This is a genomic window from Streptomyces sp. NPDC059256 (assembly GCF_042753785.1).
Classification (GTDB): domain Bacteria; phylum Actinomycetota; class Actinomycetes; order Streptomycetales; family Streptomycetaceae; genus Streptomyces.
The window spans coordinates 1-23,365 of record NZ_JBHYZO010000035.1 but is presented as its reverse complement, the minus strand read 5'-3'; the positions used below and the strand labels follow the sequence as shown (position 1 = coordinate 23,365).

At 69.2% G+C, this 23,365-nt stretch carries 19 protein-coding genes; 11 read left to right on the top strand and 8 right to left on the bottom strand.

The window, feature by feature from the left end; genetic code table 11:
* Positions 1-21: 21 nt before the first annotated feature.
* On the top strand, positions 22-576 hold the full coding sequence (locus ACFXJL_RS33805) for a TetR/AcrR family transcriptional regulator (RefSeq protein ID WP_384699106.1): 555 nt from the start codon (positions 22-24) through the stop codon (positions 574-576).
* A 31-nt stretch (positions 577-607) separates the two neighbouring features.
* Positions 608-964, top strand: a complete 357-nt coding sequence (locus ACFXJL_RS33800) for a hypothetical protein (RefSeq protein WP_384644094.1) — start codon at positions 608-610, stop codon at positions 962-964.
* A 34-nt stretch (positions 965-998) separates the two neighbouring features.
* Here the strand turns inward: ACFXJL_RS33800 and ACFXJL_RS33795 are convergent, their stop codons facing one another.
* The 6 genes from ACFXJL_RS33795 to ACFXJL_RS33770 are packed head-to-tail and all read right to left on the bottom strand — an operon-like array spanning position 999 to position 6,721.
* A complete protein-coding gene (locus ACFXJL_RS33795) occupies positions 999-1,772 on the bottom strand; it encodes an ABC transporter ATP-binding protein (RefSeq protein WP_358881129.1) in 774 nt (257 codons plus the stop codon).
* Positions 1,769-2,569 (bottom strand): ATP-binding cassette domain-containing protein, encoded by an 801-nt coding sequence (locus ACFXJL_RS33790; RefSeq protein ID WP_384699103.1) that lies wholly within the window; start codon positions 2,567-2,569, stop codon positions 1,769-1,771. Before ACFXJL_RS33790 ends, ACFXJL_RS33795 begins: the two co-directional genes overlap by 4 nt.
* Complete coding sequence (locus ACFXJL_RS33785) at positions 2,566-3,468, bottom strand: ABC transporter permease (protein ID WP_384699100.1); 903 nt, start codon at positions 3,466-3,468, stop codon at positions 2,566-2,568. Before ACFXJL_RS33785 ends, ACFXJL_RS33790 begins: the two co-directional genes overlap by 4 nt.
* The gene (locus ACFXJL_RS33780; protein WP_384699097.1) at positions 3,465-4,430 is read right to left on the bottom strand and encodes an ABC transporter permease; all 966 of its coding nucleotides are present in this window, start codon (positions 4,428-4,430) and stop codon (positions 3,465-3,467) included. The genes ACFXJL_RS33785 and ACFXJL_RS33780 overlap by 4 nt, the downstream gene beginning before the upstream one ends.
* Positions 4,430-5,944 carry an ABC transporter substrate-binding protein gene (locus ACFXJL_RS33775; RefSeq protein ID WP_384699094.1) on the bottom strand — a complete coding sequence of 505 codons (1,515 nt, stop codon included), beginning with the start codon at positions 5,942-5,944 and terminating at the stop codon, positions 4,430-4,432. Before ACFXJL_RS33775 ends, ACFXJL_RS33780 begins: the two co-directional genes overlap by 1 nt.
* Positions 5,945-5,992: 48 nt before the next feature.
* Positions 5,993-6,721 carry a DUF1684 domain-containing protein gene (locus ACFXJL_RS33770; protein WP_384699091.1) on the bottom strand — a complete coding sequence of 243 codons (729 nt, stop codon included), beginning with the start codon at positions 6,719-6,721 and terminating at the stop codon, positions 5,993-5,995.
* Between the two features lie 666 nt (positions 6,722-7,387).
* On the opposite strand from ACFXJL_RS33770, the gene ACFXJL_RS33765 reads away from it, so the two are divergent.
* From ACFXJL_RS33765 to ACFXJL_RS33745, 5 genes are all read left to right on the top strand, one after another.
* Complete coding sequence (locus tag ACFXJL_RS33765; protein WP_358881134.1) at positions 7,388-8,392, top strand: DJ-1/PfpI family protein; 1,005 nt, start codon at positions 7,388-7,390, stop codon at positions 8,390-8,392.
* The gene (locus tag ACFXJL_RS33760; protein WP_384644084.1) at positions 8,389-9,174 is read left to right on the top strand and encodes a DJ-1/PfpI family protein; all 786 of its coding nucleotides are present in this window, start codon (positions 8,389-8,391) and stop codon (positions 9,172-9,174) included. The genes ACFXJL_RS33765 and ACFXJL_RS33760 overlap by 4 nt, the downstream gene beginning before the upstream one ends.
* A 277-nt stretch (positions 9,175-9,451) precedes the next feature.
* Positions 9,452-9,943: a peptidylprolyl isomerase gene (locus ACFXJL_RS33755; protein ID WP_358881136.1), complete on the top strand. Its 492-nt coding sequence runs from the start codon at positions 9,452-9,454 to the stop codon at positions 9,941-9,943.
* Between the two features lie 543 nt (positions 9,944-10,486).
* Positions 10,487-11,740, top strand: coding sequence for an NAD(P)/FAD-dependent oxidoreductase (locus ACFXJL_RS33750; protein ID WP_384699086.1), 1,254 nt, complete (start codon positions 10,487-10,489; stop codon positions 11,738-11,740).
* A 221-nt stretch (positions 11,741-11,961) separates the two neighbouring features.
* A complete protein-coding gene (locus ACFXJL_RS33745) occupies positions 11,962-14,058 on the top strand; it encodes an MMPL family transporter (RefSeq protein ID WP_384699083.1) in 2,097 nt (698 codons plus the stop codon).
* 114 nt (positions 14,059-14,172) lie between these two features.
* Here ACFXJL_RS33745 and ACFXJL_RS33740 read toward each other — a convergent pair whose 3' ends face one another.
* On the bottom strand, positions 14,173-14,508 hold the full coding sequence (locus ACFXJL_RS33740; protein ID WP_329025568.1) for a trypco2 family protein: 336 nt from the start codon (positions 14,506-14,508) through the stop codon (positions 14,173-14,175).
* A 62-nt stretch (positions 14,509-14,570) separates the two neighbouring features.
* Between ACFXJL_RS33740 and ACFXJL_RS33735 the strand changes: the two genes are divergently transcribed.
* Genes ACFXJL_RS33735 through ACFXJL_RS33725 form a run of 3 tightly spaced genes read left to right on the top strand, consistent with a single transcriptional unit; the run spans position 14,571 to position 20,883 of the window.
* Complete coding sequence (locus tag ACFXJL_RS33735; RefSeq protein ID WP_384699079.1) at positions 14,571-18,419, top strand: tetratricopeptide repeat protein; 3,849 nt, start codon at positions 14,571-14,573, stop codon at positions 18,417-18,419.
* The gene (locus tag ACFXJL_RS33730) at positions 18,416-19,609 is read left to right on the top strand and encodes a hypothetical protein (protein WP_384699076.1); all 1,194 of its coding nucleotides are present in this window, start codon (positions 18,416-18,418) and stop codon (positions 19,607-19,609) included. Before ACFXJL_RS33735 ends, ACFXJL_RS33730 begins: the two co-directional genes overlap by 4 nt.
* Positions 19,606-20,883: an extracellular solute-binding protein gene (locus tag ACFXJL_RS33725; protein ID WP_384699073.1), complete on the top strand. Its 1,278-nt coding sequence runs from the start codon at positions 19,606-19,608 to the stop codon at positions 20,881-20,883. Before ACFXJL_RS33730 ends, ACFXJL_RS33725 begins: the two co-directional genes overlap by 4 nt.
* A gap of 209 nt (positions 20,884-21,092) precedes the next feature.
* Here ACFXJL_RS33725 and ACFXJL_RS33720 read toward each other — a convergent pair whose 3' ends face one another.
* Positions 21,093-21,674, bottom strand: a complete 582-nt coding sequence (locus tag ACFXJL_RS33720; protein WP_358881142.1) for a TetR/AcrR family transcriptional regulator — start codon at positions 21,672-21,674, stop codon at positions 21,093-21,095.
* Positions 21,675-22,033: 359 nt separating this feature from the next.
* Here ACFXJL_RS33720 and ACFXJL_RS33715 point away from each other — a divergent pair, with 359 nt between their 5' ends.
* Positions 22,034-23,197, top strand: coding sequence for an agmatine deiminase family protein (locus ACFXJL_RS33715; RefSeq protein ID WP_358881143.1), 1,164 nt, complete (start codon positions 22,034-22,036; stop codon positions 23,195-23,197).
* The last annotated feature ends 168 nt before the right edge of the window (positions 23,198-23,365 follow it).

Here is a 23,365-nt window from a genome sequence, read left to right as displayed (position 1 = left end):
CAATCCCCTATGGTCGTTCACATGGGACGCCCCAGAGGATTCGACGAAGCCGAGGTGGTGCGATCGGCCGCCGAGCTGTTCGCACAGCGGTCGTACGACGGCATCTCCATCGATGACCTGGTCACCCACCTGGGGCTGCACCGCAACAGTCTGTACAAGACCTTCGGCAGCAAGCGGGGCCTCTATTTGTCCGCGCTGCGCTGGTCGCTGGAGCACGATGTGGCTCCGCTGATCGATCGGATGTCCAACGCCGCAGATACGCCCGATGGGCTGCGCGAGACGCTGGACACCGTCGTCAGCGGTTCCGGTCTTGATCTCCTGCTGCTGGCCGCGGTCGAGCAGGCGCCGGTGGACGACGAGGTCGCCGGACTGGTGGGCGACGCCTTCACCGCGCTCGACGCGGCCCTCGCGCCGGCAGGGCATCCGGGAGGCCCGGACACGCCGGCACCGGTGGTCGTGCTCACCGCCCTGCTCCTCGGATCGCGCATCCGGATCAGGTCGACCGGTCCGCAAGCCACCCGAACGGCGGACGAACTGAGTGCTGCGCTGGTGCAGCACCTTGCTCCCCACCCCTGAACCGACCAACCCTTCACTCCAAGGAGCACCGATGGCCCGTGTCAGCATCGAAGACGGCCGACTGATCGTGGAGATGGAAGGGCTCGGCAAGCTCTGGGCACTCAAGAGCAGACTCGTCATCCCACTCGCGCATGTCCGTGGCGCAACCGCCGACCCGGGGATCGTCAAGGAGCCCAAGGGGCTGCGCGCGCCCGGCACCCACTTCCCCGGTGTGATCACTTCCGGCACCTTCCACGGACCGGACGGCCGGGTGTTCTGGGACGTCCGCGATGCCGCAAAGGCCGTGGTGATCGAGCTGGTCGACGAGCGCTACGCGCGGCTGGTCGTCGAGGTCGCAGATCCGCGTTCGACGGTGGCTCTGGTGGAGCAGGCCATCCCCGCTCGCTGATGCGGTGGGACCTGTTCTGTCCATACACCACGGATCAGCGGCTGGGCGCGGGAAGTCGGGGCACGCTCGCGACCAGCCGGGCCGTGTAGGGGTGTCGTGGGGTGACCAGTACGTCCGCGGTGGCACCCTGTTCGACGATGCGGCCGTCCTCCAGTACCGCGGTGCGCTCGCACAGCGAGGCGACCACCGACAGGTCGTGGGAGACCATCACCATGGTCAGCCCGTGGTCCCGCTTGAGTTCGTTGAGCAGATCGACGACCTTCACCCTCGTCGTCACATCGAGGGCGCTGACCGGTTCGTCGGCGAGCAGTACCCGCGGGTCGCACACGGTCGCCCGGGCGATCGCGATCCGTTGCCGCTGCCCACCGGAGAACTCATGGGGGTAGCGGTCGACGGCATCGGCCGGCAGACCGACACGTTCCAGGGCAGCCGCCACCTTGGGCACGGCGGTGTTGCGTGTGTCCAGGCCGAGCGAGCGCAGCGGTTCGGAGACGATGTGTCCCACCCGTCGACGCGGGTCGAGCGATGAGTAGGGGTCCTGGAACACGCACTGCACGCTGCGGCGGAATCGTCGCATCAGCTCGCGGTCGCGGAGTCTGAGCCCGTCACCGTCGAACCGTACGGCTCCTGTGGTGGGGCTGGTGAGTCCGAGCAGCAGGCGCAGCAGGGTGGTCTTCCCCGCGCCCGATTCACCGACGAGGGCGAGGCTCTGTCCCTGTTCGACGGTGAGGGCGATGGACTGGACGACGGGCGCGGTGCGTCCCCGGTAGGTGAAGGAGACGTCGTCCAGTTCCAGTACGGGGGTCATCGCCCGCTCCTTGCGTCGAGTGCGGATTCCAGTTGTCGCGCACTGTTCACCAGGGCCTTGGTGTAGGGCTCGCGCGGTGTGTGGACGATCTCGGTCACGGTCCCTTCCTCCACGGCGCGCCCGTCCTTCAGTACGAGGACACGTTCGGCGATCTCGGCGACCACCGCGAGGTCGTGGCTGACGAACAGGACGGCCATTTCCCGCTCGCGTACCAGGGTGTCCAGCAGGGTCAGCAGTTCCGCCTGGACGGTCACGTCGAGGGCCGTGGTGGGTTCGTCGGCGATGAGGAGTGCGGGGTCGCAGGCCAGCGCCATGGCCAGCGCCACTCGTTGGCGCTGGCCGCCGGAGATCTCGTGCGGAAATGCGCGGCGGATCCGCTCGGGGTCGGGCAGTCTGACCTGTTCCAGGGCCGCGGTGACGGCGTGCTGGAGCGCGGCGCCCTTGAGGCCGTGCCGGCGTGCGAGAGGGCCTGCGATCTGTCGTCCCACGCGCATCAGGGGGTCGAGCGCGGTTAGTGGTTCCTGGAAGACGATGGCCGCGTCCCTGCCGCGTACGCGTCGCAGGTGGCGTTCGCTGGCTCCGACGATCTGGTTGCCCGCCAGGTTGATGCTGCCGTGGGCGGTCATCCCGTTCGGCAGCAGGCCGAGGGTCGCCAGGGAGGTGAGGGACTTGCCCGAGCCCGATTCGCCGATGAGTCCGAGGCGTTCGCCCGGTGCGAGGCGAAGCGACAGATGGTCGACGAGCGTTCGCCCGTCCGCGGTGCGGATCACCAGGTCGCGGATGTCGAGGAGGCTCATGCGCGCCTTCCCTTGGTGGCCGGGTCGAGTGTGTCCCTCAGTCCGTCGGCGATGAGGTTGACGCCGATGACGAGGAGTACGAGGAGGATGCCGGGGGCGAGCGCGCCGGCGGGGGCGGTGGTGAAGGTGGCTTGGGCTTCTTGCAGCATGCGGCCCCAGGAGGCGTGGGGCGGTGGGGCGCCGAGGCCGAGGTAGGAGAGCCCGGCTTCGGCGAGCACCGCGAGCCCGAACTGGAGGGCCAGGTTCACGATGAGTGTGGGCCAGATGTTGGGGAGCACATGGCCGGCCACGATCCGGATCCAGGAGGTGCCCGAGGTGCGGGCGGCGGTGATGTAGTCCAGGGCGAGGACCCGTTTGACGAGGATGCGGACGAGTCTGGCGACGACCGCGCTCTGTGCGAGTCCGATGGCCAGTACGGCGGAGCTGAGGGTGGCCGAGCGGGCGGCGACGATGAGCATCGCGAGGAGCAGGGTCGGGAAGGCGATGAGGATGTCGAGGAGGGCGGAGAGCGTGTCGTCGAACCAGCCCTGGGCGAAAGCCGCGAGGACTCCGAGGGTGATCCCGATGGTGGCGGCGATCAGGACCGAGCCGAGGCCGGCCTGAACGGCGATGCGGGATCCGTTCATCACTTGCGTGAACAGATCGCGGCCGAGTTTGTCGGTGCCGAGGAGGTGGTCGGCTCCGGGGGCGGTGAGTCGTCCGCCGGAGGTGTCGTCGGAGGCGTAGGGGAGCCAGACGTACGAGACCAGGGCGAGGAGGACGATCAGACCGGCCAGGGTGCAGCCGGTGATCAGGGTGTACGACCTGCCCCGGGATCGTTTCCGTACCTCGGTGCCGGGTGACTTCGGCTCTGGGGTTGCCGGCGTTGCGGGGACGGCGAGAGGGGTGGGTGTCGTCATCGGATGCCTCCCGACAGTCCGGTGCGCAGCCGTGGGTCGATGATCCGTTGGACGAGGTCGGCGGCGAACCCGATGAGCAGGACGGCGAGTGTGGAGACGAACAGGACTCCCTGGATCACCGGGTAGTCGTGCTGGCTGATGCCGGTGGCCAGCATCGAGCCGAGCCCGGGCAGGGCGAACACCGACTCCACGACGACCGCTCCGAGGAGGGTGGAGGCGAGTTCGATGCCGAGGATGGAGATCACGGGTACCGAGGCGTTGCGCAGCCCGTGTCGCCACATGGCCGCGCCGAAGGACGATCCGAGCGCGCGTGCGGTCCTCAGGTAGTCGCTGTCCAGGACATCGAGCGTGGCCGATCGGACGTAGCGGATCAGGGAGGCGCTCATGACGAGGGCGATGGTGACGACGGGCAGTACCAGTGAGCGGATCGCCTCGCCCGGCTGGGCCCAACCGTCGGGCGGAAAGCTTCCGGCGGGTAGCCAACGGGCGTTGAGTGCGAAGACGGCGATCAGGATCATGCCGAGCCAGAACACGGGGATCGCGATGCCCAGTTGCGACACTCCGCTCAGGAGCGCGCCGTACCAGGTGCGACGGCGGTAGGCGGCGAGGAAGCCGGCCGGGACGGCGATGAGTACGGCGAGGATGAAGGCGGCCAGGGTCAGCGGGACGGTCACCCTGAGCCGTGCGACGACTTCGGGTTGGACGGGCAGCGAGCTGATGAAGGAGTTGCCGAGGTCGCCGCGGAGCAGCTGTCCGATCCAGTGGACGAACTGTTCGGGCAGCGGTCGGTCCGAGCCGATCGACTCCCGGGCGGCGGCGATCTGTTCCTTGGACGCGCCCACCGAGGTGAGCGCGTTGGCGGGATCTCCGGGCAGCATGCGCAGCAGGACGAACAGGACGACGCTCGCCAGGGCCAGGGACACCAGCAGGAAGGCGAAGCGGCGCAGGAGGTAGCGCGCCATCAGCCCTTCTTGATGTCGTAGGCGTAGAACTGCGAGTTCAGGCCGTTGAGGGGGTAGCCGGAGAGCTTGCTGTTGGCGACCACGATCTGCGGGTAGAGGTACAGCCAGTCGCTGGCTGCGTCCTGGGCGGTCTTGCGGTTGACCTTCTTCAGGAGTTCCGTCTGCTCGGCCGCGGTGGAGGACTGTTCGGCCTCCTTGACCCACTGGGTGACCTGCGGGTCGTTGTAGCCCCAGTAGAAGTCGGGGTTTCCGTACCAGACCAGGTCGCGGTCGTTGACGTGTTCCTGGAGGGTGGCTTCGAAGCCGCGGTTCTTGTAGACCTTCGTGTACCACTCGTCCGGCGTGATCGTGTTGATCTTGACGGTGATGCCGACCTTGGCGAGTTGTGACTTGATGAAGGTGGCGGCCGTGGGGTGCGGGTCGTAGTTCGGTGTGTCCAGGGTGAAGCTGAAGCCCTTGGGGTAGCCCGCCTCGGTGAGCAGGGCCTTGGCGCGCTCGGTGTCGTAGGCGTCGATGTGGGTGAGGTCCTCGTACCAAGGGTCGGTGGGCGGGACCATCGAGCCTATGAGCTTGCCGTGGCCGCCCCACACGGACTCCAGCAGCTTCTTGTCGTCGATGGCGGCGGACACGGCCTGGCGCACCTTGGTGTCGGTGAAGGGCTTGACCTTGTCGTTGAAGGCCAACAGGAGCTTGGTGGTCGAGTTTCCCTCGTTCACCTTGTAGCTCGGGTTGTTCTTGAACTGGTCGAGGGCGTCGGGCGACTGCTCGCTGGTGACGACGTCGACGGCGTTGGTCAGCAGGGCGTTGTTGAGAGCGGTGGCGTCCTTGAAGTAGCGGAAGACGACCTGCTTGTTGGTGGCCGCATCGCCCCAGTAGTCGGCGAAGCGGTTCAGGCTCAGTGCGGAGCCGCGGGTCCACTTGCCGAGTTGGTAGGGGCCGGTGCCGTCCTCGCTCGTCTTGAGTTCCTTCGCCTCGGCGTTGATGATCCAGACGTAGGACAGGTTGTAGACGAAGGAGATGGACTTCTGGGCGAGTGTGACCGCGACGGTACGCGGGTCGGGTGTCGCTATGGTCTTGATGACTTCGAGGTTGCTCTTGCGCGCGGACTGGGAGTCTTCCGCGATCACCTTCTCCAGGCTGTACTTGACGTCCTGGCTGGTGAGCTTCTTGCCGCTGTGGAAGGTGACGTTGTCCCGCAGGGTGAAGGTGTAGGTGAGCCCGTCGGGGCTGACCTGGTGGGACTGGGCGAGGAGGGGTTCGACCTTGCCGCCGTCGGTGAGTCTGAACAGCCCTTCGTACACATTGCCGTTGAGGGCTTCGGTGACGCCCTGGCCACCACCTGCGGTGTTGTCGAGGTTCTGCGGTTCGTACAGCGAGCCGATGTTGACGGTCGCATCGGCGTTGTGTCCGCCGCCTGATGCGCTGCCCGAGGTGGTGGTGCCGCAGGCGCTGACGGTCAGGGCGAGCGTGGCTGCGGTGGCGGTGGCGTACAGGGCTGACTTCTTGATGCTCATGGCGGTGAGGGGTGCTTTCGTGCGGCGATACGGAACGGGGAGTGGTGATCAGTGCTGCTTGGGGACGCCGCCGCTGAAGACAGGTCGCTTCTCGCCTGCCGTAATCGGCAGGTGGAAACGATTCTGCAGCGGCGGCATCGGACAGTTGTACTGATCAGAGAATCCGCAGGGCGGCACGAAGGCGCGGTTGAAGTCGAGGCGCACGGTGGCTTCGCCGGTCGGTGTGACGAACAGGAAGCGTCCGGCGCCGTAGGTGGTGTCACCGTTGGTCGGATCACCGAAGACAAGCAGTAGGACACCGTTGTCATCGAAGGCGCTGAGTCGATACTCACGGCCGTCCACCGTGAGTGCGATGTCACCGGGCACAACGAGGTCGCGGGTGCCGCCGTTGTCCCTGATGTGCTCGAAGGCGACCTTGCGGGCTCCGGGAACCGGGGTGTAGGTGGCGTCGAGCACCCAGGAGGGGTCATAGGGGAAGGCGTCCGTGCGCTCGAAGGTCGCGATCGCCGGCGAACGGGGGTCCCAGAAGCGCAGGGCATGTTCGGGCTCCCCCGTGATGGGGTCGGTGCGCTCCACCGTGGTGACCGTCACGCCCGGCTCCTGGCCATGGCGGGCCGCCTCCGGGTCGGGGCGCTCGCCCCGCGGCAGCCAACGGGTCTCCACCAGGGCGAGGTTCCCCGTCGCGGACGTGAGCGAGCGCTGCCGCTCGGCACGCCACGCCTCCCACTCCCCCACGGGGTCGGAGAACAGCTGATCAGGAAGGGCACGGTGAGACACGGCATGACTCTCGCGTAGACGACTCGACGACCTTCACGCCCAAATGTCACTTGGCGTGAAGTTCAACCCAAAGCCTGATCTTTATCTTCCATAAGACGAACTAATGTCAAGTTGTGACACATGGTGAGATGAGGGCATCAGACACCCCTCCCGACCTCCACAGTCCTTCGGAACGATCTCCAACCGGCCGTATCCACTCCGCTCCTCGATATCCCGGCGATCATGACGGTCGGTGACGAAGGCGGCCGGGGCCGCCTCCATGCGCCGACACCCACCTGCGAGCAACCGCACAACTTCCTTGATCTGGGCGGCGATCGTCGGGGCCTCGTGCGGGACCGCCATCTGGGGCCCGCACCGATCCGACTCGCTGGACGAGCTCCACAGCCCCGGACCTGGACAGCTTCAGCCGGCGCGGTGTCACAACAGTGATCGATCTGCGCTACCCCTGATGGGACCGCGGCCAAGGGTCGGGTATCTCACGACGACCGCGCACCATCGATGCATCACCAGCGCGCCGTCGATGCATCGCGCACAACGCTCCTCGATCGGACGGTCTCCTCTTTCCGCCCCGCCTGCGAGGAGTCGTTCGCAGCCAACACCGCATCGATCCGGCCATCCGCGGCCCATGTCCTGAGCCACCCCCGTCCGCCGTGATCACATCGCGGCATGGACGACGAGCGGCGCATCCTGATCGTGGCCTTCGACGGCGCGCAGATCCTCGATGTCGCGTGCCCCAGCGGTGCCCTGGACATCGCCAATCGGCAGGGGGCAACCCCGCAGTACGCCGTCGAGCTGGCCACGCTCGGCCGACGTCCGGCCCGCACCTCGACGGGCATCGTGCTGGGCGCGGCAAGCGAACTGGAGTCGGTGACAGGACGTCTGGACACCCTCCTGGTCGTGGGCGGTGCCGGTACCCCGGCCGCGGCGGCGAACAGTCGACTGGTCACACAGGTCCACCGGCTGGCCCAGTGCAGTCGCCGCATCGCCTCCGTGTGCACCGGCACCTACATCCTCGCCGCGGCAGGACTGCTGGACCACCGGCGGGTGACCACCCATTGGGGGTACGGGAAACAGCTCGCCGCCGAACACCCACAGGTGGCCGTCGACGTCGGTCCGCTCTACATCCGCGACGGAAACGTGTACACCTCCGCGGGAGTCACCAGCGCCCTCGACCTCACCCTGTCCCTGATCGAGGACGACCACGGTCCCACCCTGGCCCGCGCGGTCGCCCGTCAGCTGGTGTCCTATCTACACCGACCGGCCGACCAGGCGCAGATCAGCATGTTCCTCTCCGCTCCTCCCCCGGGCGACCGATTGGTGCAGGACCTCACCCGCCACATCGCCGCGCACCTGGCGGGTGATCTCACCCCGCGTGCCCTGTCGCTGCGGGCGGGCATCAGCACCCGCCATCTGACCCGGCTGTTCGCGGCCCACCTCGGAATCACCCCGGCACGCGCCGTACGGACCGCGCGTACGGAAGCGGCGGCGCACCTCGTGCGGTCGTGCGACCTCTCGCTCGCCGCCATCGCCCGCCGGTGCGGCCTGGGGTCGGCGGAGACACTGCGGCAAGCGTTCCTCGACCACTACGGGGTCACCGGGGACAGGATTCGCAGGATGCCGGACATGCCGCGCCCCCGGGGCCCCGCCCACCGGCAGACTTCCGCGCCATGACGAATCCCCCTTCCCAGCAGACCCCGTCGACGACCCGCAGGACGCTGCTGCGGACCACCGCGGCCGGTGTGGTGCTCGCCAGCACCGGCCTGGCCGGGAGCACGGCGGCCCACGCCGCCAGCCCCGTGCGGCCGGGCCCTCGCATCGGGATCCTGCTGTACGACGGTTTCAGCGTGCTGGACGCGACCGGCCCCGCGGAGGTGCTGTCCCGGCTGCCCGGCGCCGACGTCACGATGGTGGCGCAGCGGCGGGGGCCGGTGACCACGGACACCGGAGATCTGAGAGTGATGGCCGAGCGGTCGATCGCCGATGTCAAGGACCTCGATGTCCTGCTGGTGCCGGGAGCGGGCAACCGGGGTACGACGAGTGCGATCGCGAATCAACGTCTGCTGGAGTGGATACGCAGGATGCACCGGCGCACCCAGTGGACGACGTCCGTGTGCACCGGTTCCCTCGTGCTCGCCGCCGCGGGTCTCTTGGAGGGCCGGAAGGCGACGACGTACTGGGCGTCCGCGCCCTATCTGGAGTCCGTCTACGGTGTGACCTATCTCCCGGAACGCTATGTGCGCTCCGGAAAGATCATCACCGCGGCGGGGGTGTCAGCGGGGCTGGACATGGCGCTCCACCTCTCCGCACTCCTGGCCGGGGACAACACGGCCCGCGCGATCCAGCTGGCGCTGGAGTACGATCCGCAGCCCCCGTTCGACTCGGGGAACGCGGCCACGGCCGAGCCCTGGCTGAAGGAGTTGGCCCTGGACCTGCTCGCCCGGTCCCAGAACTGACGGCGGCAACGCGCTGTGCCACTCATCACGGCCACGGTGGTCATCTGGCGCCCGACGGTCGGGGGCTGTGGCTGGGACCGGTCGACCACCGCTGTGACGTGGTGTGATGTCGGGGGGTGTGGTAGCCGGGTGACGACACAGGTCCTATGAGAGACTGCCTGTGCTGGCGGCTAGCCACAGTCCGGATGCGTGGCCCGACTGACAGTCATCCACCACTCGGACGAAATCGTGTTGGGTCTACCCAGCAGTTGACTACGGCATTTCGAGTGGGGATTTGATGACCACAGTTCGTCTGACCACATCCAAGGGCAACATCGTGCTCAAGCTTGACGATGAGAAGGCGCCCAAGTCGGTCGCCAACTTCTTGAGCTACCTCGACAGCGGTCACTACACCGGCACCGTCTTCCACCGGGTGATCAGCACCTTCATGATTCAGGGCGGCGGCCTGGACACCAAGATGCGGCAGAAGCCGGCTCCCAAGACGGTGGAGAACGAGGCGAAGAACGGTCTCAAGAACGCCAAGTACAGCGTGGCCATGGCCCGGACCTCTGCTCCTCACTCCGCGAGCGCGCAGTTCTTCATCAATGTGAAGGACAACGACTTCCTGGACTACCCGGGGCAGGACGGCTGGGGCTACGCCGTGTTCGGCCAGGTGGTGGAGGGCGAGGACATCGTCGACAAGATCGCGCAGACACCGACGAACGCCCAGGACGTGCCTCTTGAGCAGATCGTCATCGAGTCCGCCGAGGTCGTGCCCGACGCCGCCTGACCGCGAACCTTCCGCTCGCCCGCGTCGCCGTTCGGCCGGCGCAGGCACCGGGGCGATCGGCTCGTCGTCGTACACCGCAGGGCGCACGGGGACGGACGCCGGATCGGTTCGCCCGGTGGCACCGCTGAGGGTGTCTGCCATGAGGTGAGCTGGTCGCAGGCACATGGAGAGGGCTGTCCGCAGAGCGGGCAGCCCTCCGCGGTTTTCGGGAGCCCGGTGCGACGCCGACCGGGCCCGATCCGCTCAGGGGCTACGTCAAACCCGGGGTTGGCCCCGGTCGTGGGCCGCCGCCGTACCCCGGCCCCTGAGCAGCGGTGAGGCGTCCTCGATCGAATCGAGCGACCGGCGTTTCCCCACGGGCCCGCTGCACCCCGTCCCTGAGCCACCTGCCACCCGCGCCCACCGCCTTCGGACGAACCTCGTCCTCGTGCATCCATGGAGCCCCGCCCGCGGGAAGAAGCGGATGGAACGGATGGAACGGATCCACGACGAGCGCCGACCGGGATCACGACCGTGGTGCGGCTCGAAGGAAGGGCGGGTGCCATGCCTGCGACGAGCGAGGCGTCCCCGGACGTGGTGGTGATCGGAGCGGGTCTCGCCGGGCTCGCGTGCGCCCTCGACCTGCTCCGTGGTGGACTGCGGGTCCGGGTGGTGGAGGCGTCGGACGGGGTGGGCGGCCGAATGCGTTCCGACCGTCACGAGGGCTTCACCATCGATCGCGGCTTCCAGGTCTTCAACACCTCCTACCCCCAGGTGAGACGACGGCTGTCGCTGCCGGATCTGAAGCTGCGCCCCTTCACCGCAGGAGTGGTGGTGCACACCGAGCGGGGCAACCTCCGGTTCACCGACCCCACCCGCTCTCCCCGTCGGCTCGCGGAACTCCTCCCCGGTCGCCTCGCCTCCGCACGCGATCTGCTGGCGCTGGGCCTGCTCTCGGCGCGCGACGTCATCGGGCCGGTCGGTCCGCTCAAGCGTGCCGAGGACCGCACCACCTGGACGGCGCTCTCGGCCGCTGGGTTCTCCGAAGAGTTCATCGAGCAGTTCTTCCGGCCCTTCCTATCAGGCGTGTTCCTGGAGGACGAGTTGGAGACCTCCAGCCGGTTCTTCCATCTGGTGTGGCGCAGCCTGGGGCGTGGCACGCTCTGCCTTCCCGCGTCGGGGATCGGTGCGGTGCCCGCTCAGCTCGCCGCGGGGCTGCCCGGGGGCGCGCTGTCACTGGAATGTCCAGTCGACCGCCTCACCGACGACGGTGTGCTGCTCACGTCGGGCGGTGAGATCGCGGCGCGGGCCGTTGTGGTGGCGACCGGTCCCGCGCCCGCCGCCTCGCTGCTGCCCGGGCTCTCGGTGCCCGCATCGCGCACGGTCACGACCTACTACCACGCCACGGACGGCCCCTCCCCGCTGCCCGAGCCGATCCTGTTGACGGACTCCGCGCGCCGGTTCCTCAACACCTGTGTGCTCAGTGAGGTCCAGCCGGGGTATGCACCCGCAGGTCGTCGTCTGATCGCGACCTCCGTGCTCGGCGATGACCAGCCCGGGCGTGAAGCGCTGCTGCGGGCGGCATTGGCCGAGGCGTACGACACCGGAACCGACGGCTGGGAGCTGCTGACCGTGCGGACGGTGGGCGATGCGCTGCCCGCCATGCCACCGCCGCAGCCGCTCAGCCGTACGGCCGCGGTGGGTGGGGGGCGCTATGTCTGCGGCGACCACCGGACCACCGGCTCGGTGCAGGGCGCACTGGCCTCGGGCACTAGAGCGGCACGGACCGTGCTCCGGGACCTGGCGGCGTCGATCTGATGGCTCACCCGGCCCCGACCAGCAAAACCGCTCGAACTACTGTGGCGCAGGGTGCATCCAGAACAACGGCACCACGGGAATCCTGATCATCGGATGGTTCGACGCCATGCGGTGTTGCAGGGCCGGCCGGGAACCCCCGGCCGGGTCGGATTCGGTTCTCTGCATCTCAATGGCCGGGGCGGTTTCGTTGAGGCAAGTGAACGTGACCACTCGGAGCGCGCATGTCCACCCCACCCCGAAGGGCCCGCTGGCTGATCCCCGTCGCCCTGCTCATCGCCTGGCTCGCGATCGGAGGGGGGCTCGGCCCCTATGCGGGGAAGCTGGGTGAGGTCGCCACCAACGACCAGGCCGCCTTCCTGCCCCGGAGCGCGGAGTCGACCCGGGTCATCACGGTGCAGCGCGCGTTCCAGCAGACGGAGACGGTTCCCGTCATCGTCGTGTGGACGGCTGACGACGGCGGCCGGCTGGACGGCTCCCAGCGCACTGCTGCCACCGTAGCGCTGGCCTCCATCGCAGGCGATCAGGGGGTGGAGGGGCGGCCATCTCCGGCGCTCGCCGCACAGGACGGGCGGGCCCTTCAGGGAATCGTGCAGCTCAGCCCCGATCTGGGGGACGAACTGGAGGGCACGCTCGACCGCGTACGCGAGGCCGCCGATGGCGTGCCCGGCACTACGGTGCAGCTGGCGGGACCTGCCGCAGCACAGGCGGACCTGTCCGATGCCTTCGCCGGGATCGACGGTCTGCTGCTGGGAGTCGCCCTCGCGGCCGTGCTGGTGATCCTGTTGCTGGTGTACCGCAGTGTGCTGTTGCCGCTGGTCATCATCTTGGGATCGGTGTTCGCGCTGGGCCTGGCGTGCGCCGTGGTGTACTTCCTCGCCGACCGCGGCGTGGTGCGGGTGGACGGCCAGGTCCAGGGCATCCTGTCGATCCTGGTGATCGGGGCCGCAACCGACTACGCCCTGCTGCTCACCGCGCGCTACCGCGAGGAACTCGCCCACACCACCGACCGGTTCCTCGCGGTCCGGGCCGCGCTGCGACGGTCCACGGGGGCGATCGTCGCCAGTGCGGCCACGGTCGCACTGGGGCTGCTGGCGCTGCTGCTGAGCGATCTGACGAACAATCGCGCGCTCGGGCCGGTGGGCGCCATCGGCATCGTCTGTTCGGTGCTGAGCGCCCTGACCTTCCTCCCGGCGGTCCTGGTGCTGCTCGGTCGGGCCGCGTACTGGCCGGCCAAACCTCCCTCGGACCAGTCGCCGTCGAACGCCTCCGGGGTGTGGACGCGGGTGGCCCATCTGGTCGACCGGGCACCTCGCCGGGTGTGGTCCCTGGCTCTGGTGGGTCTGCTGGCCTGTGCCGCCTTCGCACCCACCCTCACATCGAAGGGCGTCCCGCTGGACGAGATCTTCGTCAAGGACGCACCGTCCGTCTCAGCGCAGAGCACGCTCGCCCGGCACTTCCCGGGGGGATCGGGCAATCCGGCCATCGTCATCGCCGACGCGGATCGTGCGGCGCAGGTGACGGAGGCGGCCCGTCGTACCCAGGGGGTGGCCTCCGTGGCGGCGGTGACGGAGTCGGGGCGTCCGGGTGGCGGCCCGCCGCTCGTCGTCGACGGTCGGGTGCGCATCGACGTCACGCTCCAGGACGCGGCGGACAGCGATGCGGCGAAGGACACGGTGGCCAGGTTGCGCACCTCGTTGCACGCCGTGCCCGACGCGGCGGCGATCGTGGGCGGCTACACGGCGCAGCAGTACGACACCCAGGTCACCGCGGAACGGGATCGCATGGTGATCGTCCCCGTCGTCCTGGTCATCATCCTCATCATCCTCATGGGACTGCTGCGCTCGTTGGTGATGCCGGTGCTGTTGGTCGCGACGGTGGCACTGAACTTCCTCGCCACCCTCGGAGTCTCGGCGCTGGTCTTCGAGCATGTGTGGGGCTTCGCCGGAACCGACTCGTCCGTCCCGCTCTACGGCTTTGTGTTCCTGGTGGCGCTCGGGGTGGACTACAACATCTTCCTGATGTCCCGGGTACGGGAGGAGTCCCTGCGGCACGGGGTGCGCGAAGGGGTCCTCAAGGGACTCGTCGCCACCGGCGGAGTGATCACCTCCGCGGGCGTGGTCCTCGCGGCGACATTCGCCGCGCTCGGGGTGATCCCGCTCGCCTTCCTCGTCCAGATCGCCTTCATCGTGGCCTTCGGAGTGTTGCTCGACACCCTCGTGGTGCGCTCGCTCCTCGTCCCGGCGCTGGTGCGGGACATCGGCCCCGCATCCTGGTGGCCGGGGGTGCTGAGCCGCCGTCCTGACGGGCGGGATTCCTGACGCCCTCGCGGTGCAGCACGCCCCGGCGCCGACGCCCTCGACCGATGCCCTCCCCTTCGGATCTCGCCGGGGCTCGCCTGCCCCCGGCAGCACCCGACCTGATCCGAAGGGTGCTCAGCGCGGACCGCCCACGCTGATGCCCGGACCTTCAGGACGGTCGTCCCGGTCGTGCGGCTTCAGTTCTATGGCGATCCGGTGGGTCCTCTCACGCGACACCGAGGCCCCCGCCTCGGCGGTCAGCACACCGATGCGCAGACCACCCCTGCCGTTGCCCTCCTGCCGGATCTGTACCGCGAACTCGACGTCCACGCGCTCCACCAAGAAGCGAAGCCTGCTGTGCTCGGCATTGCGCTGCGCCGCTTCCAACTCCTCCCGGATGCGGCCGATCACATCGGCCAGTCCAGCGGTCTCGTCGCCTTCGTGCCCGCCCCGTACACCACTTGCGCTCATCGCGGCCCTCTCGTGACACTACGGGGGCGGATCGCCACCCATCGTGGTTATTGTTGCGGAGTATGAGGGAGCCCGAGGGAACTTCCGATACTGCGGTACGCGACGGCTGTTGGCGGGTTCGACTGTCCCAGGGGGAGACCCGTGGGGCAGCGCCCCTGGGAGCGGGAGTGCTTCTGCCCGGCGGTCTGGTGCTGACCTGCGCCCATGTCGTACTCCAGCCACGCCGTGCCCTGCGGCACGGCTCGAACGACACCCAGCCGCGCCAACCGCTGGAACACGTGTACGCCGAGTTTCCCGCCGCAGGCCCGGCGGTGCCCCACCCGCTGCGCGCCGAGGTGTTGACCGAGCACCTTCGACCGCCCACCTCGCGCCACAGTGCGGACCTCGCCCTGCTGCGACTGGTCGAGGAGCCGACGGTACGGCCGGCGGTCCTCCACCGTCAGATACCTGCGCGCAACGAACTGGTCCACACGGTCGGCTATCCGCAGGACCTCCCGGGCGGGGAGGACATCAACGCCCGGCTCATGGGTCGCGGCGGCCCCGGACTCTATCCCGAATGGGTACAACTCGACCCGGAATCAGCGCCCTACGTCGTCCGGCACGGCTTCAGCGGCAGCGGCGTGGTGCACAGCCGCACCGGTGGGGTCATCGGCATCCTGGTGCACCAGCACGGCACCGAACAGGTCCCCGTCGCCCTGAGCCACGCCTATATGATCCCGACCGAGACGATCCTGCGGCACCTGCCGTCCGACGAACTCGATCTGCTGGTGTCGGGGCCGCGCGCCGTCTCCCACACCATCCCGCTCGCTCTCACCCCGCGGGCCCCTGAGCGCGCGCTCGGCCTGCGGCACACCATGACCCAATGGCTCGGCGAAGGCAGTTCCGCGGCCGGTGCCGGCAGTGGTACCGGGAGGGGCTCAGCGCCGTCACAACGGACCCCCGTCGGTCCCGGCATCGGTCCGACGGCCTCCGGCGAATCGACCCGGAACCCACCCGGCGTCCTGGAACCCGTGGAGTTGGCCTTCGCCGCCGACGACGATCTCGACGCCCTCTCCGTCATCCACTCCACACTCATCCTGGCCGACCGCGAACGCAACCCCCGCGCCTTGCCCGGTACGGGAGCAAGGGAGCCGCTGGCCGGCTCCATCGACCTCGCGCTGGACGCGACGGGCTGGACGGCAGGCAAGCTCATCGCCCGCACGGCCGCTCGGGCCGGGCTCGACACCCCGACCGGACAGACCGCACAGACCGCAGATCCGGCCCAGCTACTGGAACGCATCGCCGCCAACGGCCCCCCGCTCTCGGCTGCCTTCCTCTCCGTCGACCGGGCGGAACCGACCGGGGAAGCGGTACTGCCGCTGCTCCACGCACTGCTCAAACCCGGACACAGCCGACTGTTGCTGATCTTTCGCGACGCCCGCTCCCCCCTGCTGGAGCGAGTCGCCGATGAACTCCTCGACCCCCGTTGGGCGGAGCGCCGGGCGGCTGCCGTCGCCGCGCGGCTGGGACTGCTCGCCGAACTGGAACACAGGGACCGCAGGCTGGAGGAGGCCAGGACCGGGCGGCGTCCCCGCCCGGACGGCGAACCGGCGTCGCTGCGACTCGCCGCGCAGTTGACGCAGTTACGGCGCGGCGGAGCCCTGCACAACAGCGCCGCACTCTGCCATGACCTGTTCCGGCTGCGCACCGCGGTGGAAGACGCCGTGCAGGCCCTGGACCTGCCCCGTGAATCGCGCGGATATCTGGTGCTCCCGCCGGGTGACGGCCTCACCGATCTCCCGCACATCACCGTGGGAGATCCCGATGAGTTCGTCGAGCCCGACCCCGACATCGAGTCCGCGAGCGCCGGTGGCGCCGTACTCCTGCGGGGGCAGGAACTCCACCAGCAGTACCGGGTCGTCGGCCGACTGGGGCAGGGGAGCTACGGCCAGGTCTACCTCGCCCGCGATCAGATGCTGGAGGAACGGGCCGTCGCCCTGAAGGGGGTACGCGATCCGGATGATCCGAGTGCCATGAAGACCGCGCTGATGGAACGGCTTCGGCTCGTCAGCCTCAACCACCCCTCCATCATCAAGGTCTTCAACTACGCCAAACACCCCAGCCATCCGGCGAGCACCGCCAAGTTCATCGTGATGGAGTTCGCCGACGGTGCGCCGCTGCACTGGGTCGCCGATCAGATCGCGCAGCGGATCGAGCCCTTCCACGACTACCGGGTGCATGAGTTCATCGCGGCCTACGGGCTGCGCATCCTGGATGCGCTCACCTATCTGCACGTCGAGCGGAAGTTCGTCTACGGGGACCTCTCCCTCAGCAATGTGATCCACTGCGGGGACGGCATCAAACTGATCGACGTCGCCGGAGTGCGTGCCATCGGCGCACCGGGCCCCGTCACCTATCCGGCTCCCGAACTGCACACATCGACCCGCATGACCGTTCCGGCCGATCTCTATGCCGTCGGCGCGGTCCTCCAAACGCTTCTCGACCAGGCGCCCGAAGATCCGTCCGGTCTGGGCACGACCTCGCTGCGGAGGGTGCTGACCCGGGCCACTGCACCGCTGCCCGAGGAGCGTTTCGCCTCCGCGGAGGAGATGTCCGTACAACTGCGCGGAGTTCTCAGGGAGTTGCGCTCCCTACGGCTCGGCGAGGAGACCTTCGAGCCGTCGCCGCTGTTCGCCGCAGCACCTGCGGCGCTCGACGGCGAACTCGGCAAGGCGCCACCGCTCGACCAGTGGCGGCACGGCGGCAACACCAAACGGCGCCTGACCGCCCGGCCGCCCCGCCCTGCGGACGTGGCCCTGGGGCTCCCGCTGCCCAAACCGGACGGCGCCGACGAGAACTGGACCGAACTCCAACGCACCTCCTACGACGATCCGGCGGGACTGCTCCAACTCAGCAGCGCCTGGGACGAGTCACCGGAACGGGCACTGCTGCGCTGTCGCCTCCATCTGGAGATCGCCCGCGACCATCCCGGCGAGGCCCTCGCCGAACGCGAGGCCGCCCAGTGGGAACTGACCAGGGCCAAGGCCGCCATCGGAGCGCTCGGCGCGTACGACTGGCGGCTGCCCTGGCACCGCGGGCTGCTCCATCTCTCCCGTGCCGAGGTGGAGTCGGCGCTGGAGTGCTTCGATCGGGTCTACGCCGCGATCCCCGGCGAGTACGCGCCCAAGCTCGCGCTCGGCTACTGCCACGAGTTCCTCGGTCGTCCCAAGGAAGCCATTGCGTTCTACGGGGCGGTGTGGCACCGGAATCGAGCGCTCGGCGGCGCCGCCTTCGGTCTCGCGCGCATCCACCTCGCCGATGGAAGACCGCAACTCGCCCTCAACTGCCTCGGCGCGGTACCCGCCGATTCACGCCACCGCACCGCCGCCCGTACCGCCATGGTGCGCATCCTCGCCGACCCACCCGCCGACGGCTCCCCGCCCACCGTGGCCGCCGTCCGAAGGGCCTGGGTGGCGCTGCACCGGCTCACCCTCAAAGAGGGGCTCACCGACCGGCACGCCCAGGCACGGCTGCGCGCCGACCTACAGGAACTCCTGCTCCAACTGGTCGTCGGCGCCCCGCCCGAGCCTGCGCCGCCTCCGGGCGACGGGGCGGGGCAGGCTCCGGAGTACGAAACACCGCTCGCCGCACTCCATCGGCAGCTCGCGCGACTGCCGGAGACCATCCCCGCACCCCTGTCGGAACGCGAGCTGAGGGAGGAGTTGGCGACCTGCTACCTCGGGCTGTCCGAGGAGGTGCCGCTCGCTCCGCGGCCCGAGAACCGGGAGCTCGCCGAAGCCCTGGTGGACAACGCCTACCGCACCCGCCCCTTCGGTTTGAGCCACCGCCGCGGCGAACCACGGCACGAGCTGCTCCGCAGCTGGTTGCCGTCCCGGAAGTCCCGACAGAACCGACAGGGTGGGCAGCCATGACCGACCGCCAATCCCGCGCCCCGGACACACCCCGCCCCGTCCGACAGATCCCCGGACGCCTGCTGCGCCGCCTGGTGCGGCCGGCCCCCTGGCATGCGGCGGGGCGCTTGCTGTGGCGTTGGGCAGCAGGCCGTACGCCCGGGGACGGCCGCAAGCCGACCGCCCAGTTCCTGCTGGGCAGGATGCTGCTGTTACCCACCGTGTCCCTCACGGTCCTGACCCTCGCGGCGACCGCGTACTTCCATCTCCACGGCCGTACCGAACAGTTGCGCGACCGCCACTCCCCCGCCCTGGTCGAGTTGACCCACGCCCGAGTCTCGCTGACGCTCGCGCAGTACGAGGCCGGGCGCCGTCTGGGCTCGCGTGATGGTGCCCCGCTCCCGCAGACCGATCTCGTCGGGCTCGGCGAGCGCTATCCCTCGTTGCTGACCGAGGCGTCCCAGAGCCTGAACAACGCGGCCCAGACGCGGGCTCTGAGCAGGGCCCAGGAGCAGGAGATACGAGTGGTCTCGGGGCTGGTCGTCGCCTATGACGACTGGATCAACTGGGCGAACAGCCACCACGACAACGACGGACTGCGCCGTGCCGGCCTGGAGTACGCATCGGGACTCCTGGGCGACGGCAGGGGCCGGCCCGCGTCCACCGCCGTACTGGATCGCATTCGGACCCTGGAGCAGGAGCTTCGCACCGACACCGCCGACCTGTCGGGGTGGAGCCCGCTGTCCGCGACCACCGCATCGGCCGCCGTGCTGGTCTCGTTGCTCTTCCTGTTCCTCGTCGTGGGCACGCTCGACTTCATCCGCGGGCAGTTGCGGGTGCGGAGCCCCCTGCTGACGGTCCACACGGTCCCGGTCGTACTGGCGCTGGTGATGGTGGCGTTCGGCATCGCCGGACAACACCGTGCGCAGCACCATGTGCGCGACATGGCCGAGCGGCTCGGACGGATCGCGGTTCCGCACGGGGCGAACACCGGGATCAAGAACGAGATCAAGAATGAGATCGGAACCGATGCCAGGATCGAGGGCGAGGCCGAGCGCCTCACGGCCGACCTGGGAAGCGCCCATCCACAGGAATGGACGCTGATCGTCTCCGTGGGCCTCGCCCTGGGCGCCGCGGGCTCACTCGCCTGCGGGTTCACGCTCTTCCACTACGGCCGCAGGCACTTGGCGATCCACTGGAGGACGTTGTGAAGAGGTCCCGTCCACTGTTGCGTTCCGCTCTGGTGTGCGCCCTGCTGGCCGTCTCCACGCTCGCCTCCGCCAGTTGCTCGACCGAGGAACAACGGACCCTGGTGGTCCTCGGGCCCTGGACCGACGGCGAGGAGAAGCCGTTCGAGGCGACGCTGGCGAAGATCAGTGAGCGCACCGGGACTCGGTACGTGTACGAGGGCACCCGCTCCCTGCGGGAGACACTGGTCGCCCAACTCCGCACCGACTCACCGCCCGATGTGGCGATCCTCAACGGTCAGGGCGAGTTGGCCGAGTACGCCCGCGAAGGTGACGCCAAACCACTGCCGGAGAAGCTGGCGGGGGCCGCGATCGCCCCATGGGCGCCCAGGATCACACTTCTCGACGAGAACGGGGAGCAGAGGCAGCACGCCTACGGGGTGCCGGTGCGGGTGGACCTCAAGAGCATCGTGTGGAGTCGTCCGGGCAAAGCAGCCGAGAAGCCCCGATGGTGTCTGGGCATGGCATCGGGGGCCACCTCGGGGTGGCCCGGTACGGACTGGATCGAGGATCTGCTCCTGCAACTCCACGGCCCCCAGGTGTACGAGCGCTGGGCGGTCGGGGAGATCGCCTGGAACGACCCACGGGTGAAGGACGCATGGAAGGCGTGGCGCAAGCTCCTCGTGGCGGGCGGCCCCGGAACGGGGGCAGCGGCGGTGTCCACCCCCTTCGATGATCTGGGTGATGGCGGGTACGGGCTGTTGAACCGCGGTGACTGCACCCATGAACACCAGGGTTCCTTCATCCGCCGCCACTACGGCAACGACGTGCTCCCGGCCGCCACCTCCGATGTCGTACCGGGGTTGCCGAGGGGCGGACCGCGGGTCTTCGAGGTGTCGGGCGACATGGCGGCGGTGTTCACCTCCAGTGGTGCGGCGTGGGAGTTGATGGCGCAGCTGATCGACCGCAGGACCCGCAACGATTGGGCGACGGCGGCCAAGCCGGCGGAGCGCCCGTTGTTCCCGGACGGCGGTACGGGGCCTAAGCCGGTGACGGCGGGGACCTCGGCGGTGTTGAAGCTCTTCGCGGGGGCGGACGAGATCTGCTTCGACGCCTCCGACGCCATGCCCTCCACGCTGCGTGGTGCCTTCCAACGGGCGGTGCTGGAGTTCCTCCAGACACCGGAGGATGACGCCCTGCTCAACGGTCTGCTGGGCCAGTTGGAAGCGGAGCGGACCTTGCAGGCGGAGGCGGGGGCCTTCGCCCTGGACCAGTTGTGCGGCCGGCCGCGGAACTGACACTGGGCGGTCGGGGGCGTTCGGCGGTACCTGCCGTTGTGTCGGTCGTTGAGCCCGGTCGCGAGGTCCGTCGCTGGGGTTTGTCGCTGGGGTTTGTCGCTGGAGCCTGTCGTTGCGGTCTGTCGCTGATGCGTCAAGCGCTGGGGCGCCATCGCGCGAGCCCGGACGGCTGCGATCCCGCCCCTGCCCGGGGGTGTTCGGCTGTCAGCTCAGCTCTGCCGGAGCCCCGTGAGTTCGGCATCGATGGCGCCGCGCATCAGCTCGCGCGCACGGGCGATCGTGATGCCGCCGCTGAGCCATCGCATGCTGAGCCCCTCCAACAGGGCGGTGAGTCGTTCGGCGGCGGCGGAGAGCGACGAGGCAGTTGCCTCCGGTCGGGCCCGGCCCAACAGGACGGCGACCTCCTGCACCCATACGCGGGTGGCTTTGGCGAGGTCCTCGCGCAGCACCTCGTCAAAAACGGCGCTGGCCCTCAGCTCGCCCCAGGCAGAGCTGTTCTCCCGAACCTCCGCGGTGTCCTGGAGCTCCAGCAGGAGGGAGTCCGCCAGCTCCTCCCGCGGAGTCAGCGGCGGGTCGTCCGGATCACGGTCGTTCGTGTAGCGCTCGGCGCGGTCGCTGATGAATTCGAGGGTCTGGCGCAGAACGCCCGTACGGTCCTTGAAGTGGTAGTAGATCAGGGCGGTGGAGACACCGGCTTCGGCCGCGAGCTCCTCCACGCGCAGCCCTCGGACTCCGCGCCGAGCGATCACCCGGGCGGCGGCTTCGAGGATCTGAGTGCTGCGAGACGCCATGGTCCGCACCTTACCCGGGCGCCACCGAGCAGGCGTATGCGGCCCGTCACCGGGTGTGCGGGCGCATGACCTGCACGGACCGCACGGGCAGAAACCGCCGCTCGGCACTCAACGCGCTTGGGGACACCCCATCGACCCGGTGCGGAAGGCCGGCACCATCGGTCCATCGGCTTCCTTTTCGCGTCTGACTGTTTGACTGAATTTTCAGTCAGTGTCACAGTGGCAACACGCGACCGTAGAGCTTTTCATCCAGAATTGCTGCCTTTCGCGGCTTTGAGTACGCACCCTTGTCCCAGGGGCTCGCGCCACCCTCCGGGCCGGATCTACTCGTTCCGCCCCAGTCCCACGATCGGAGTCTCATGTTGAAGCCCTCCCCCACCCGGCGGAGTGCCCTGGGTGCCCTCGCCGGGCTGGGCGCCGTCGTCTTCGGCGCAGCCGCCTGCGGCCCCTCCGGGGAAGCGGTCCGGTCCAGCGGCCCCGTCGACTCACCGCAGCAGGCTGCGACGGACCCGGCACGACGGCTCGGCGCCGAGTGGGAGAGCCACACCCGCACCTTCATGTCCTGGCCGGCGCTGTCCTCGGTGTGGGAGGAGGACCTGCCCTACGTACAGAAGGACATCGCGAGGATCGCCCGGGCCATCGGCGAGTACGAGGCGGTCGTCATGATGGCCCGGCCCGCCCAGGTGAGCGCGGCCCAGCGGGCCTGCGGCTCCCAGGTCGAGGTCATTCCGCTCGCGGTGGACGACCTCTGGGCCCGCGACACCGTCCCCGTCTTCGTCGAGGAGGGCGGCAAGGTCATCGGGGTGGACTTCAACTTCAACGGCTGGGGCGAGAAGCAGGAGCACGCGAACGACGCATTGGTCGCCCGTACGCTGCTCAAGAAGTACCGGATCCCACGGGTGCAGGCACCGCTCGTCTCGGAGGGCGGTTCCTTCGAGCCCGACGGCGAGGGGACACTGCTGATCACCGAGAGTTCGATCGTCAACGACAACCGCAACCGGGGCAAGAGCCGGGACACGATCGAAGCGGAGCTCAAGCAGACGCTGGGTGTCGAGAAGGTGATCTGGCTCGCGGGTGTGCGCGGACAGGACATCACGGACGCCCATGTGGACAGCCTCGTGCGCTTCACGGCACCCGGTGTGGTCCTGCTGGACCGAGCGCACCCGAGCACCCCGCCGGACTCCTGGTCGCGCTCAGCCGACCAGGCGAAGTCCGTCCTGTCACGGGCGACGGACGCCCGCGGCCGGCGCTTCGAGGTCATCGACCTGCCCCAGCCGGATCTGAACAGGATCACCGGCGAGGGCGACGACTTCGTCTCGACGTACGCCAACTTCTACATCGCCAACGACGCCGTCTTCATGCCCAGGTTCGGCGACCGCAAGGCGGATGACCGCGCCCGCGGCATCCTCCGGGAGCACTTCCCCAAGCGGGACGTCGTGCCGATCGAGATCGACACGATCGCGTCGGGCGGCGGTGGCATCCACTGCGCCACCCACGACCAGCCCGGCAAGCCCGCCGCGTGATGGCCTCCGTCACGCCGCCGATGAGCGTGCGCCGGGACCCGTGACCCGGTAGGCCGCGATGGGGAGGTGGGCCCCCCGCCCCGGCGGCTGCGGGGGGGCCCCCCCCGCCCCCCGGGGGGGGGGGAACGCGAGCCCCCCCCCCCCGGGGGCGGGGGGGGCCGGCCCGGG